This window comes from Bacillus sp. PK6-026 (assembly GCF_054161455.1).
Genome location: NZ_CP096418.1, coordinates 2,143,680 through 2,159,054 on the forward strand (window position 1 = coordinate 2,143,680; position 15,375 = coordinate 2,159,054).

The 15,375-nt window shown below is 49.4% G+C and carries 2 protein-coding genes; both read right to left on the reverse strand.

What is annotated here, in order from left to right; all coding sequences use genetic code 11:
* Nucleotides 1-16 precede the first annotated feature (16 nt).
* Nucleotides 17-7,657 carry an amino acid adenylation domain-containing protein gene (locus M1D59_RS10995; protein WP_458118027.1) on the reverse strand — a complete coding sequence of 2,547 codons (7,641 nt, stop codon included), beginning with the start codon at nucleotides 7,655-7,657 and terminating at the stop codon, nucleotides 17-19.
* 16 nt (nucleotides 7,658-7,673) lie between these two features.
* Nucleotides 7,674-15,368, reverse strand: coding sequence for an amino acid adenylation domain-containing protein (locus tag M1D59_RS11000; RefSeq protein WP_458118028.1), 7,695 nt, complete (start codon nucleotides 15,366-15,368; stop codon nucleotides 7,674-7,676).
* Nucleotides 15,369-15,375 lie beyond the last annotated feature (7 nt).

Genomic DNA, 15,375 nt, shown 5'->3' on the forward strand with positions numbered 1-15,375 from the left:
TCCCTGCCTCCTGTTCCTACAGTTCCTCGACAAAGCTCGCAATATTGTCCAAATCTTCCGCTGTTAACGATTGGCTGCTAAAATCGCTGACCGTTTTCTCTGTTTCTTGTTTATGTGCGCAATGTTTGATGATTTGGTGCAAATTATGTTTCACCATGTGCAGCAGCTGTTTCATTGTTGTTTTATGGAACCGGCTTGGCGGATAGCTCAAATTGAAATGCAGCTGATTTTGCCTTACCATGGCGCTCATTTCCAGCGTTTGCTCACGCTGCCATGTAGGTGTAATGTCTTTCCCGCTTGCAAGCCCCGAAAAGCTGAACTTTTGTTGGCGTTCTGTATCATTGAATTGCCCTAAATAATTAAAACCGATTTCAGGCGCTTTGCTGAACTGGATTGTTTTGTTTTCAGAGGATGTTAAATATTTCAAAATGCCGTATCCCATTCCTTTGTCCGGTATTCTGCCGAGTGTATCTTTGACTGTTTTCACTGCCAGCCCCAACTCGCCTTCGACTGCATGTAAATCAATCAACACAGGATATATTGTGGTAAACCAGCCGACTGTCCGGCTGATATCCAATTCAGGAAGGGTGTGATCTCTCCCATGTCCTTCCATCGCGATCCGCAGTTTCCTCTCTCCCATCCAATCACACAGGGCTAATGATGCTGCCGTCAGCAGAATATCCTGGGTGTCTGTGTTGTAGGCGTTGTTAACCTTGTGGATTAAAACGTGTGTGTCTTCTTCGGAAAGGGTAAAGCTTTCCGTTTTCCGAATGTTGTCCGCAGCGCTATGCGGTTTTTCACAAGAAAGTAAAGCGGCTTTTTCTTTTTCAACAGTGCGCCAATACGATTGTTCGCGAATGACCTTGCTGCTCTCTGCGTATTCGGCAAGCCGGTTTGCGAAATATTGGTATGAGTCCGTTTTCCGCGGAAGCTGAACCGGTTGTCCTGCGGCCGCCTGACTGTATGCTGCCGATAAATCCTCAAGCAAAATCCGCCATGAGACCCCGTCGACGACCAAATGATGAATGGTGAGAAATAAATAAGTTCCCGACATTGTGTTGAACAAGCCTGCTTTTAGCAGTGGGCCTGTTTGCAAATGGATACTGCGCTGCAAATCAGCGACTTCGTCTTCAATCAGCTTCTCCCATTGTGCCGTTTTAGAAAGGTCTCTTATGTTCAGGCTGTAAAGTTCTCCATGAATTCCCCTGTTAAATTGCTGCAGCTGGCCGCCGTCATCGATGATTGTCATGCGGAGGGCATCATGATGGATGACAAGATGCTGTAAAGCTGTTCGAAGCGGCTGTTCCTGAAATCCTTCTGAGCTATGAAGCATGACAGATTGGTTGAAATGCTGCCTCTTTTCGATATGCTGTGCGAGGAACCAGCGCTGAACGGGCGTCCAAGGTACTTCTCCTTCAATCGGCCGCTGATCTATATTTCTCTCAGTCTTGCGGATGAGAGGCGCGGCTTCTTTAATAGTTGGATGGCGGAATAAGTCGCCTGCCGTGATTTTCAAGTCAAACCGTCCAAGGCGCGCAGATACTTGGAGGGCTTTAATCGAATCGCCTCCCAGTTCAAAAAACGAATCCTCAATCCCGACTTTTTCAACGCCGAGCACCTCTTGCCAGATCACGGCAAGCCGTTCCTCCAGCTGGTTGCGCGGAGGGGCGTATGCTGTGTTGATTGCTGTGGTCTCCGGCTCAGGCAGCGCTCTTCTGTCGAGCTTTCCGTTTTGTGTCAGAGGCAAGGCGGCAAGCTCAACCAAATGCGCCGGGATCATAAACCCGGGCAATTGCTGAGAAAGAAGGGATCTGACTTTCTCGATATTCATTTCCGCTTGCAGACTCATATAGGCAAGGAGTTCTTTATGTCCTGAGGGACCGGTTCGCACGATGACGGCGGCTTCTTTGACACCGTCAATCTGCCGCAATGCTGCTTCAATTTCTCCCAGCTCAATCCTGTAGCCGCGAATTTTTACTTGATCATCCATCCGGCCGATATATTCAATCGACCCATCCTTCAGCCAGCGGGCCAAATCACCGGTCCGGTACATTCGTTCACCAGGTGTGAAGGGATTTGGCACAAATTTTTCTTTCGTCAGTTCAGGTCTCCCGAAGTAGCCTCTGGCTAGCCCGTCCCCGCCAACGCATAATTCTCCGATGACACCCATAGGCTGCAATCTCCCGCGGCTGTTGACAATATAAGCGGTTGAATTAGCGATTGGGCGGCCGATCGGAATGGAATGCTTATACTCGTGTTCAATCCGGAAGCACGTTGAGAATGTTGTGTTTTCCGTTGGGCCGTAGCCATTCCATAGCGCGAGATCCGGCGCCGCGTTGCGAACGCGATTGACATGGTTTGGCGACAGGGCTTCTCCGCCGAGAATCAATCTGGACAGGTCGGAAAATGTTCGTTCATTTTGTTCTGATAATTGATTAAATAAGGATGATGTCAGCCATAAAGTCGTGATGCCGTTCTGCTGTATGAATGTCTTGAGCCGATCGGAATCTAAATAAGTTTCCTTGTCACTGATGTATAAACAAGCACCGTTTAATAGCGGTCCGAATACTTCAAATGTCATCGCGTCAAATCCCAATGACGCTGTCAATAAAATCCTGTCTTCAGGTGAAAATGCCATATCGCTGTTTTTTACGAGACGGACGACGCCGCGCTGTTCAACCATTACGCCTTTTGGCGTGCCGGTTGATCCGGATGTATACATGATATAAGCGAGAGAATCAGGACCGCCCTGCTGTTCGGGATTGTTTGCTGAAATGCCGGCCTCAAGCTGGATGTCTTCTATGAATAACCGTTTTCCTGCCATATGAGATTCTAATCGATCTGATTGGAGGAGCATCACAGCATTGCTGTCAGACAACATCCATTCCAGCCGTTCTGTCGGCATGTCTTCAGTGACGGGAAGATAGGCTCCGCCGGCTTTTAAAATACCTAGAATTCCGACCGCAAGTTCAGGGGTGCGACTTGTTAATAGTGCGACAACACTTTCTGAACCGACGCCATTTGCTCGAAGCGCAGCGGCTATTCTGTTGGCGCGTTCGTTTAGTTCACGGTAAGTCAAGGTTTGCCTGTCATATATAACGGCCGGGGCGTGAGGTGTTTTGGCTGCTTGATATTCAAATAAACGGCTGATCGTTTCGTGTTTCGGGTAGTCTTGTTTTGTCTGATTAAATGTGTGAATGAATGAGCTTGTCTCATGTTCATCTAATACATGGATATCTCCGAGATGAATGTTCTGATGTTCGATCACATGATGGAGAATATGAATATAGTAGGAAAGCCATTTCTTGATCGTTTGTTTTTGATAGATGTCTGTATTGAATTCAACATCAAAACGGATTGTCTCTTGATCTTCTTCAGCTGCATAAAGAGTCATATCAAACTTAGAGACTTTATGGGCGTCATGAGCTATAGTCGTCAAATGCAAGTCATGCAGAGTCAGTGATTCCCGCTCCATATTTTGCAGAGCGAACATAACGTCAAACAACGGATTGCGGCTCATATCACGGACGACATCAAGCCTGTCGACAAGCTCCTCAAACGGATAATCCTGATGTTCGAACGCCTCAAGCGCCGTTTCGCGGACCTCCTTTAAGAAATCGCTGAAACATTTGTTTTCTGCCGGCTGCGTTCTGATCGCCAATGTGTTGACAAACATGCCGATGACAGGTTCTAAGTCTTTGTGCGGCCTTCCGGCGATCGGCGAACCGATGATGATGTCCTCCTGTCCGCTGAGACGGGCAAGAAGCGTGCTGTACGCGGCGAGAAGAACCATATACAGGGTGCAGCCGTTGTCGCGGGCGATCTTGTAAAGGCCGGCTGTTGTTTTCGCATCAAGCGTGCGGGACACTGTATCACCCGCAAAGCTTCGTACCGCCGGGCGGGCGTTGTCGGCCGGAAGCTCAAGCACCGGCAGCTCTCCGTCGAGCTGCTTCAGCCAATAGGCTTCCTGTCTGTTGTACGCCTCCCCTTGTTTGAATGCCTGTTGCCAGACGGCGTAGTCTTTATATTGAATCCGCAGCGGGGCAAGCGTCCGGCTGGCGTACAGCTCGCTGAATTCGTGGATTAAAGTGCCGACAGACACCCCGTCGGAAATGATGTGATGCATGTCTACCAACAACAGGTGGCTCTCCTCCGCTTCCTTCACAAGAGCGGCGCGGAAAAGCGGCGCTTCTTGAAGCCGGAACGGACGGACAAAGTCTTCAGCCGCGGCCAATTCCATCAGCTGAAACGGGACATCATCATGGATGCGCTGGACAGGCTCGCCGTCTACCCCAGTTTCAAACGACGTCCTGAGCGATTCGTGGCGGCGGATCAGCTGCCTGAATACTTCATCAAGCCGGGCGCGGTCGAGCGGTCCTGTCAGCTTAAGCGCCGCCGGCATATTGTAGCCGACACCGCCGTCTTCCAGCTGCTGAAGGACATACATCCGCTTTTGCGCCGAGGACACCGGGTAGGTGTCCTGTTTTTCTGCCGGTTCAATCGCCGCATGCGGGCTTTCATCCAATTCCTGAATCACGGCGGCGAGCTCTTCCAGTGTCGGCTTGGCGAAAATCTCCTTCAGCGGCACTTGCACGCCAAACGCTTTGGCGATGCGGGAGACGAGCGCAGTCGCTTTCAGCGAGTGGCCGCCTTGTTCGAAAAAGTGGTCGCGAATGCCGGCAGGGCCGTATTTCAGCACCTCTTCCCAAAGCTTGGCGAGCTTCATTTCCGTGATGGTTTGCGGCGCGGTGTAAGCGCGTCGTTCAGCCGCTCCGTCGGGAGCGGGCAGCGCCTTGCGGTCAAGCTTTCCGCTCGGTGTGACAGGCCAGTCACGCATCTCGATGAATGATGAAGGCATCATATAGGCCGGCAGGCGTTTGCCCAGTTCTGTCCTTGCGGTCTTTTGATCCTGACCTTCAATATAGGCGCAAAGCTCGGTTTCCTCCCCTTCTGTCCGGGCGACAACCGCCGCTTCCCGCACGCCGTCGATCTGGCGAAGCGCCGCTTCGACTTCCCCCGGTTCGATCCGGTAGCCGCGGATTTTCACTTGACCGTCCATGCGGCCCAGCCATTCAACGGTGCCGTCCGGGAGCCATCTCGCCAGATCGCCCGTTTGATACATGCGTTCCCCTGAATAAAAGGGGTCATCGAGAAACCGTTCTTCTGTCAGCTCCGGACGGTTCAAATAGCCCCTTGCGACACCCGCGCCTGCGATATACAGTTCTCCGGCCACCCCTATGGGCTGGACAGCTTTCTCACTGTCTAAAATATAAAGACGCGCCCCTGGTACAGGCTTTCCGATCGGAAGCCGCATCCGTTCCCTGTTTTTTTCGTGGTCGTACCGAAAAAATGCGGCATCCACCGTAGCTTCTGTCGGCCCGTAGCCGTGAATGACCGCAGTCTCCGGCAAAGACCGGGCAAATCGGGCGGCTGTCTGGGGAGCGAGCGCTTCACCTCCGGCGAATACGCGTTTCAAGGTTTTCGCAAGGCTTGTCCTTTTCTCCTCTGTTTCCATCTCGACCTGGTCTAAAAAGCTGTTGGCCATCGCCGGGATAAAATGCGCCGTCGTCACTCCTTCGTTTGTGAAGGCTTCTGTCATTAAAGCGGGATCCTTCTCCCAGCCCTGCGGAAGCAAATACATGGAGGCGCCGGGAATCATCCACCAAAACAACTGCCAGATCGAAGCATCAAATGAAAACGATGACTTGAGCACGATGACATCATCTTCAGTTAATGGGAACTGGCGCTGCATCCCGGACAAAAAGGCGGCAGCCTGTCGGTGCTCAACCGCGACGCCCTTCGGTGTCCCGGTTGAACCGGATGTATAGATGACATAGGCGAGTGAGCCGCCATCTGTATGAACGCAAACCGATTCGGTCTCCGCTGTCTCCGCTTGAAACGATGACAGGTTGACTTCAAGCGTCTCACCGGCAAAACCGGAGACGGACAAACCCGGCCCTGTGACGAGAAGCTTGGCGCCGCTGTCGGCGAGCATGTATCTGAGCCGTTCTTCAGGATAGTCTGGATCAAGCGGCACGTAAGCGCCGCCGGCTTTCAAAACAGCCAGCACCGCGATCACCATCTCCGGTGAACGGTCAGCGAGCACGCCGACCACACTTTCTTTGGCAACGCCTTTTTTCTTCAACCGGACAGCGAGCTGATTGGTATACTGGTCAAGCTCTCGATATGTTAAGGTACCGCCGGAAAAACGAAGCGCCGGCATGTTCGGCGACAGAGCTGCACGGCGGGTGAAAAAACCATGCAGCGTCGGCGCCAAAGGTGCAGCGGGCTCTGTTTGATTGAATTCGTACAGCATCTTTTTGGCAGTTTCTTCGCCAAGCAATGCAATTTGTGCGATTTGTTGATTGGGATCAGCGATGACAGAGCCTATGATATGGCGTAAATACAGTTCGATTTTTTTCATCATGGCTGGATCATACAGTCCGATATCAAAATTTATGCGAATATAAAGCGAGCTTCCCGGAATGATTTTAATGCTGCATCCATAGTTGGTAACTTCCTCCATATCGAAATCATCGACTGTGAAATCGAATGCATCAGCTTGATTCAGACTTTCAATTTCGCGCTGGGCCGGTATGTTTTCAAATACGACAATATGGTCAAACAGCTCATGTTTCAGCGTGCTTTGCGCCTGAATATCATATAAAGGATAATAACTGTACGCTTCCGCTTTCAGTGACTCCTGCTGCAAGTGGCTGACCAATGTCAAAAAGGACTCCGGCCCGCTTTTGACCCGGACGGGAATGGTGTTAATGAAAAGCCCGACCATTTTTTCTACGTCCTCAAGATCAGACGGCCTCCCGGAAATAACGGAGCCGAAGACTGCGTCATCACAGCGGTTGATCTTTTGCAGAATGATTCCCCATAATGCCTGAAAAACCGTATTCAGCGTCGCGCCTGCTTGCAAGGCCAATTTTCGCAGCCCTTCAGTCTGTTCTTTAGATAGGGTAAATGCCATCTGCTCAAGCTTTCCTTTTGAGGATGATGATGTTTTGGGCAGTGATGCGGTTTGTTTGACATCGACAAGCCTTGTTTTCCAAAAGGCTTCAGCTTCTTTTCGATCCTGTCGCATCAGCCATTTAATATACTTGCTGAACGGCTGAACCGGTTCAAAATCAGGAAGCTGCCCTTTTCCTAAAGCCTTGTAAATCGCAAGAAATTCTTTCATCACAATACCAAAGCACCAGCCATCCATTAAAATGTGATGATGGCTCCAAATACAATGATATTGTTCGTGTGCCCTTTTTAAGATAGATACTCTCATAAGAGGGTCTGTTTGCAGATCAAATCCTTTTTTCTTGTCGTCATGTTCGAATTGATCGACAAATGTTTCTTTAGCCGCCTCGTCCAGATGAGAAATATCAACAAATTGAAGGCGGCTTTGCCGCTCTTTTAACACGACTTGGCGCGGTTTTGCCACATTTTTGTGTATAAACGCAGTGCGGAAAATATCATAGCGTTCAATCAGCGCGTCTAAACTTTTTTGAAACCGTTCTGTATCAAGCGAGCCGTTTATCGTAAATGATGCCTGTTCAAAGTAGGCTCTAGATTCCTGATCCAATAGCGAGTGAAACAGCATGCCCTCCTGCATAAAAGATAAAGGATAGATATCTTGTATTTCCGGTTGCTGCACCATCAGCGACTCTCCTTTTCTATAATTTATTGACAGCTCCCATAATGTCGCTTAGTTCCTCCAAAGTTAAATCTTCATCAGTGAAGTCTGTTGCACTTTTTTCATGGTTTTCTTTTTCTGTGCAATGCTTGATGATCGTTTTGAGAAAAAATTGAACATGGTCTGCTAGAGCTTGTACTGTTTCTTTCTCATATTGAAGCCGGTTGTAGACAAAGTGCATGACGAGACATTCTGAAGATATGGCGCCGCTGATATCGAGAAGATGAGGCCGCTCCCAATCCGGACTGATCTCATGCCCCGCTTTGACGGGAGAAACGCGAAATCCGCTCGACTTGATATCTTCGTCAAACTGTCCCAAATAGTTAAAGCTGATGTCGGGACGCTGGAAATCTTCAGGTTCCCACATGCCGCCGATGTATTTCAGCACCCCGTAGCCAACGCCCTTATACGGAATACGGCGCAGCATGTCTTTTGTCCGCTTGATGTGGTAGCCGAAACGCTCATGATCATCTGCGGACTCCGGAAGGCTTGCATCGAGTAAAACAGGATAAATCGAGGTAAACCAGCCGACCGTCCGGCTGATATCGATATCCTCCAAATGCGCTTCTCTTCCATGGCCTTCCAAGCTGATTTTGAATCGATCATTGCCGGTCCATTTGTGAAGCGCAAGACCTAACGCGGCGAGTAATATGTCATTTGTATCTGTCGTATACGGCATGTTTACAGCCGTTAACAGACGCTCTGTTTCTTGTTTTGTCAGCCGAATGTCTATGGTGGCTGTATCTTGCAGCAGATTCGTAATGGTTTCGGCATCTTTCGGAAGCGGTTCAACTCTTGTTTTTTCCCTTTCAGTCCAGTAATCTATTTCCCGTAATAGCTGTCGGCTTGTTGCGTAATCAGTCAGCCGCTTGGCATAGGTTTGATAGGAATCTGTCTTTTCCGGAAGCACGATTTCTTTTCCCGCCAGGGCCTGTTTGTATCCGGCGGTTAAATCTTCGAAGAGGATGCGCCATGATACTCCGTCGATGACAAGGTGATGAATCACAAGCAGCAAATGATCGCCGTCCGATCCGCGAAAAACGCCGGCTGCAACAAGCGGCCCTGTCTGAAGCTGAATCGATTTCTGAATATGTTCCGCGGCCCTTTCAATCATCACATGCTCTTGAGCTAATGATCCTGCTTCTCTTACATCAAGCAGTTCAAACGAAAACAGCTCCTCTTTGGCAAGCTCTTCGGCTCTGTTGTACTGTGTTAAAACTCCGTCTTGATATCCGCATACCATCCGCAATGCGTCATGATGGACCACGATATGGGCGAGCGTTTTTTGCAGAGCTGTTTCATCAAATCGCGCGGAACTGTGCAGCATGACAGATTGATGAAAGTGATCGTGTGACAAAGATTGTGAGAAAAACCAGTGCTGTACAGGCGTCAGCGGCACTTCGCCGTTGACGGGCGCTTGATCAATCTCGCGCCGGACTTTCGTTACCCGCTTTGACAGCTGGCCAAGCGTCTGATGTTTAAACAGCTCGCGAACCGTTGTTTCATAGCCTCGCTGCTTTAGCCTTGCGCATACTTGCAGCGCTTTAATAGAATCTCCGCCAAGGTGAAAGAAATGGGCGTTCACACCGAGCCCCTCCATTCCTAAGAGCTCTTCCCAAATCTCAGCCATCATCTGTTCAATATCGTTTCTTGGGCTTATATCTTCACCTGCGCCCTGATTGGCCGCCGGTTCTGGCAGCGCATTTTCGTCGAGCTTGCCGTTAGCTGTCAGTGGCAGTTCATCAACCTGTATGATCCGCGCGGGTATCATGTATTCCGGGAGGAGCGTTCTGAGATATGTACGAATCTCTGCTTCATTCAGGCTTTGCGCCGTTACCGCATATCCATAGATCGATTGCTGTCCGTCTTTGTCATTTCTTGTTATGACTGCTGCTTCCTTGATTGGAGGCAGTTCTTGAAGGGCGCTTCTGATTTCTCCCAACTCAATCCGGTATCCTCTGATCTTCACTTGCGCATCTTTTCTGCCGACATATTCCAGCTCGCCGTTTGGCATCCTTTTGACGATGTCTCCCGTACGATACAGGCGCTGACCTCCGACATATGGATTTGTGATGAATCGGGAAGCGGTCAGCTCTTCTCTGTTGATATAGCCTCTTGCGACTCCGGCGCCTGCGATATACAGTTCTCCCGGCACACCGACAGGCTGCAGGTTCATATAGGCGTCCGCGACATAGGCTTGTAGGGTTGCCAGAGGTTTTCCGATATTGCTTTTATTGTGTTTCATATCGGTTCGAGTCAGCTTTTTATACGTGGCGTGCACCGTTATTTCGGTAATGCCGTACATATTGATGAGATCCGTTTCTGGATACTTCTCAATCCAGTTCATCAGCATCCCGGGCTGCAGGGCTTCTCCGCCGAAGATGACATAGCGGAGCTGTAAGCGGTCCGAATGCCTTAATTCTTCATCGATAAGCCCGTGAAAAGCTGTAGGCGTCTGGTTTAGCACAGTCACGCCTTCTTTTTGTAAAAGCCGCCGGTAGACATGGGGATCGCGGGCGGTTTCTTTCGGGACAATGACAATTTTTCCGCCGTGTAAAAGAGCGCCGAATATTTCCCAAACTGAGAAGTCGAAACAATAGGAATGGAACAGCGTCCAGACGTCCCAGGATCCGAATGAAAAAGGCAGCTCGTCATGTTTGATCAGGCTGACCACATTGCGGTGTTCAATCACTACACCTTTTGGCTTTCCTGTTGTTCCTGATGTGTAGATCACATATGCCGGCTGTTCGGCTGATATCGGCTGGCGCCGCCTTTTCGCTGCGGCTTTTTCTGCCTCGTCAATATATAAAACAGGTATGTCTATAGGTTCTTCCCATTGTTGTCCGGATTGAGTAAGCAGCAGTTTGGCCCCGCTGTCATTCAGCATAAAGCGGATCCGTTCAGCTGGATAATCAGGGTCGATCGGCAAATAGGCGCCTCCCGCTTTTAAGATGCCGAGAATCCCAACAAGCATATCGAGTGAACGGTCTGTCATTAAACCGACCACTTGCCCTGAACCGACACCATGTTCATTCAACACAGCAGCTGTCCGTTCAGCCTTTTCATCAAGTTCCCGGTAAGACAGCTGCCGATCATCGATCACGGCGGCTATTTGATCCGGAGCGGCCATTGCCTGTTTTTCAAATAGACTCGCGATGTTCTCTTGTCTCGGGTATTCAGCCGTTTCTCCTGCAGCATTGATCAGCATGTTTTGTTCTTTCGGAGTCAGCATTTGCATGTCGGACAGTTTCATGTCGTGATTGGCCGACATGCTGCCGATTAGCGCTTTAAAATGATCAGACCAGCGCGCGACCGTTGCCTTTTCAAATAAGGCGGTACTGTACTCAAAATGACAGCTGATCGTACCGTCATCTTGTTCTTCGGCATGCAAAGTCAAATCAAACTTTGACGAGTGATGCGGCAGTTTATGTGATAAAAGCGTCAGTTCCGGTAATTCCATCTTGAAATCATCGCTGTTTTCAAGCACCAGCATAGCGTCAAAAAGCGGGTTGCGGTTCACTTCTCGTGGGGCGTCAATGTGTTGGACGAGCTCCTCAAACGGATAATATTGGTTGTCAACAGCCTCAAGTGTCAGTGTTTTGATCTCTTTCAAATATGTACGGACTGTTTTATTCCCTTCAGGCTTGCTTCGCATCGCCATTGTATTCACGAACATCCCGATCACGCCATCAAGTTCTGCGCGTTCTCGGCCATGTGCCGGCGAACCGATGACAATATCCTCTTGGCCGCTCAGTTTAGAAAGAAAGACTGAGAAGCCAGCCAGCAACACCATATATAACGTTGAACCGGTCTCATCCATTAACTGGCGCAGCTTTGCCCCTGTTTCCCTGTCAATATGCGTGGTCAAAGTGTCTCCGCTAAAATCGGGGAGAAGCGGCCGTTTTTGATCAAGCGGCAAGTCCAGCACCGGCAACGTTCCCTTCAGCACTTCCAGCCAGTACTGTTTTTGGCTGCCGAATACCCCGGCTGAAAACTGTTCATTTTGCCATACAGCGAAATCTTTATATTGCAGTGTCAATGGAGGCAGCTCTTTCCCGCTGTAAATGGCCGTGAATTCACGAATAAACGTGCTCATTGACATTCCGTCAGCAATGAGATGATGCATATCAAGCAGGAAGAAATGCCGGTCTTTGTTCAACGCGGCTAAACAGACTCTGATCAGCGGAGCTCTTTCAAGATCAAACGGCTGAACGAACGATTCCAACACTTCATTGAGCGATTTCTCGGATTGGATGTGCAACTCTGTCCATTTCACTTCGGCAGATGATACGACTTTTTGCATCGGCTCCCCGTCCTGTAAAACAAACGAAGTGCGCAGCGCCTCATGTCTGTCGATTAATGATGCAAAAGTTTCTTTCAATCGCTTTCGGTTCAGTGTTCCGCAGAGTTCCAAGCAAGCGGGCATGTTGTAGCTTGTACTGTCTTTTGCCAGCTGATGCAGGGCATAGAGCCTTTTTTGCGCGAAAGACAAAGGATACAGATTTTTTTCCGGCGCCGGTTTTATCTCCGGACGGGTCTCACTTTTGACCCGTTCTATTGCAGGAGCCATGCTGGCAATCGTCGGATATGAAAAGACTTCGCGAATCGGCAGCTGAACATTAAGCCGCTGATAGATTTTTGAGACAAGCGCCGCCGCTTTAAGAGATTGACCGCCCAATTGGAAGAAATCATCATGTATGCTAATCCGCTCCCGCTTCAACACGTCTTGCCAAATCGACATAAGCTCTGTTTCCAGCAAAGTGCGGGGCGTTTTCGGCATGACGTCTGTCCCGCCTGAATGTGCCGGTTCCGGGAGACCGGAGCGATCCAGCTTTCCGCTCGTTGTAAGCGGCATTTTGGGCAGTATTGTAAAGCTGTCAGGCATCATATAGGCCGGCAATTTCCCGGCAAGGGCTCTATGCAGGTCCAAGCGCTCTGTTTCCTTTTGCAACACAACATAAGCCGCAAGCTCCTGTTCTCCATCTGCTGTGGTGCGTACGAGTGCCGCCGCGTCTTTTACCCCGGAAATACCGCGAAGTGCGGATTCAATTTCTCCTAGTTCTATTCTGAATCCTCTGACTTTTACTTGGTGATCCAGGCGTCCAAGGTATTCGATCGTTCCATCCGGCAAAAAGCGCGCCTTATCCCCTGTCCTGTACAGCCGTTCTCCTTCATGAAAGGGATGGGCGGTAAAGGCTTGATCTGTCAATTCCTTTTGCTGAAAGTACCCTTCAGCAAGGCCTTTTCCTGAAATGCATAATTCACCGACAGCACCGATCGGCTGAAGGAGGTTCCCGTGCATAATATAGACAGATGTATTATCAACCGGCCGTCCGATTGTCAATCGCTCGCTTTTCTGAAGATTCCGCAGCACCGTCGTTGACACGCTGTTTTCTGTCGGTCCGTATTCGTTTATCAGTTCGGCGTTGCTGCAAATCTCGCGGCTTACGGTGATTAAATCAGGTGTCACGGCTTCCCCGGCGAATGTCACAGCCCGGAGTGTTTCCGCGTCTGTTTTTGTCAAGGTCTCCAGCAGTACGCGGTATAAGGAAGGAACGAAGAGCAGATGGCTGACGCCGTGTTGGGCGATAAGCTGTTTCATAGCCACGACATCTTTTGCATCATCTTCATCGGTCAGCAAGACGCAGGAGCCTGACAGAAGCGGTGTGAACAGACCTGTTATTGACCCGTCAAACACATATGAAAAGAGATGGAGCGCGATATCTCGGTCTGTCATGCTGTATTCTTCCCGTCTCCATTGCAATGTATTGGAAATGCTTCTGTGGCTGACGAGCACCCCTTTGGGCTGCCCCGTTGTCCCTGATGTATAAATGATGTAGGCCCAATTTTCGCTGTGTGACTGTGCTGAAAGAGCGGCTTTTGGTTCCGCGTCTGTTTCTTCAATTGTTACAATCTTCCCTTTGTAATCCGCAGGGATAAAAGGGAGCAGTTCTTGTTGCGTAACGAGCCATTTGGCTTGACTGTCGCGTAAGAGAAACGAGAGCCGCTCAGGCGGATGATCCGGATCAAGCGGCATATACGCACTGCCCGATTTCCAGATGCCGAGAAGAGCTGCGACAGTTTCTTTTGAGCGGCGCAGCATAACAGCTGCAACTTGATTTGGACCTGCGCCTTCTTTCCTTAGCGCACGAGCGATTTGATTAGCTCGCTCATCTAATTCACGGTAGCTCCAGCTTGTTTCATTGAATCTGAGCGCCTCTTGTTTCGGTGTTTTGGCGGCCTGCTCTTCAAACAGCTCATAAACTGTTTGATCCGGATAAGTTCGCTGTTTGCCGTGAAAGGAATGAATCAGTTTTTTTTCAGCGAGTGGCACGGGATCAATGCTTGTGATCAATTGATCGGGATCTGATAGTATACAATCGATCACTTCTTTTACATGCCCTTGAAGCCGAAGTATGTCGGTTTGATCATAGACCTCGGCGTTATAGCTGAATTTTATGTAAAAGGTCTCACCGGGAACAATGACAATATTCAAGTCGTAATTGGTTTCCTCTGACGTGGAAAAATGATCAAGATGAAGAGCGTTTTCCTCCGATTCTTCCCAGCCGTTAACCTCTTTCTGCATTTGGACGGGATAATTTTCAAATACAAGGATATGATTGACCAGGTCTTTGTTTAAGCCGCTCTCGTTTTGAATCTCATAGAGAGGATAATAGCCGTGATCTTCACAAGTCAGGATGTCTTTTTGCACCTGTTTGGCGAGTGAAGAAAATGACATACCCGCAGAAGAGCGAATCCGGACAGGCACCGTGTTAATGAACAGTCCGGCCATTGATTCGATCCCGTCAATGGCGGAAGGCCTCCCTGAAACAACTGCGCCGAATACAGCGTCATCAGTCGCGTTGTAGCGGTGCAGAAGCAAGCCCCATATACTTGTAAACAATGTGTTTAACGTCACGCCCAATCGCCTTGCTAAATCGGAAAGTTTTTCAACCGTTTCCGGCTTGAGTGAGAATTGAAGGTGACTCGGTGTATAAACGCCTTCTGTTGTTTTGCTTTTTGAACCGGGGACAGAGACAGGCTCCCCGTACCCTTCCAAATAATCGGACCAGAAGGCAGCTGTTTTTTCTCTACTCTGACCGCGAAGCCAAGTCATGTATGTGCTGTAAGGCGCCGGCTTCCCAAGGCGGAAAGGCCGGCCGTTTCTTAGAGCGTAGTACATATGGAAAAAATCTTGCAGCACAATACCTAAGCTCCATCCATCCATCATGATGTGGTGGTGGGTCCAGACGCATGTATGTCGTTTTTCTCCTGTTTGATACAGGGTCAGCCGCATTAATGGGCCTTTTTGCAGGTCGAACCGTTGATGCCGATCTGCTTGTTTGCAGCTATTTATCAACGTATTCTGTTGTTCAGCCGTCAAGGCAGAAATATCCTCCGTCTGAACAGCTACTTTTCGGTGTGATAGAACGACTTGCTGCGGCCCGTCCAGATCAGGCACCTCTTTTATATAAATCGTTCTGAAAATGTCGTAACGTTCAATCAATAGATCCAGACTCTTCTGAAATGAATCCAGACACAAATCACCGCTGATGGTGAAGGAAATTTGTTCAATATAGGCGTTTGAATCAGGGTGAAGCAGTGAATGAAACAGCATTCCTTCCTGCATATACGACAATGGATAAATATCTTGAATCTCTGTCTCTTGCGCCATGAATGCC

Bases quoted from the DNA above. Each gene is read 5' to 3' on its own strand.
- M1D59_RS10995 (WP_458118027.1), bottom strand. From the start codon at position 7,657: ATGGTGCAGCAACCGGAAATACAAGATATCTATCCTTTATCTTTTATG.
- M1D59_RS11000 (WP_458118028.1), bottom strand. From the start codon at position 15,368: ATGGCGCAAGAGACAGAGATTCAAGATATTTATCCATTGTCGTATATG.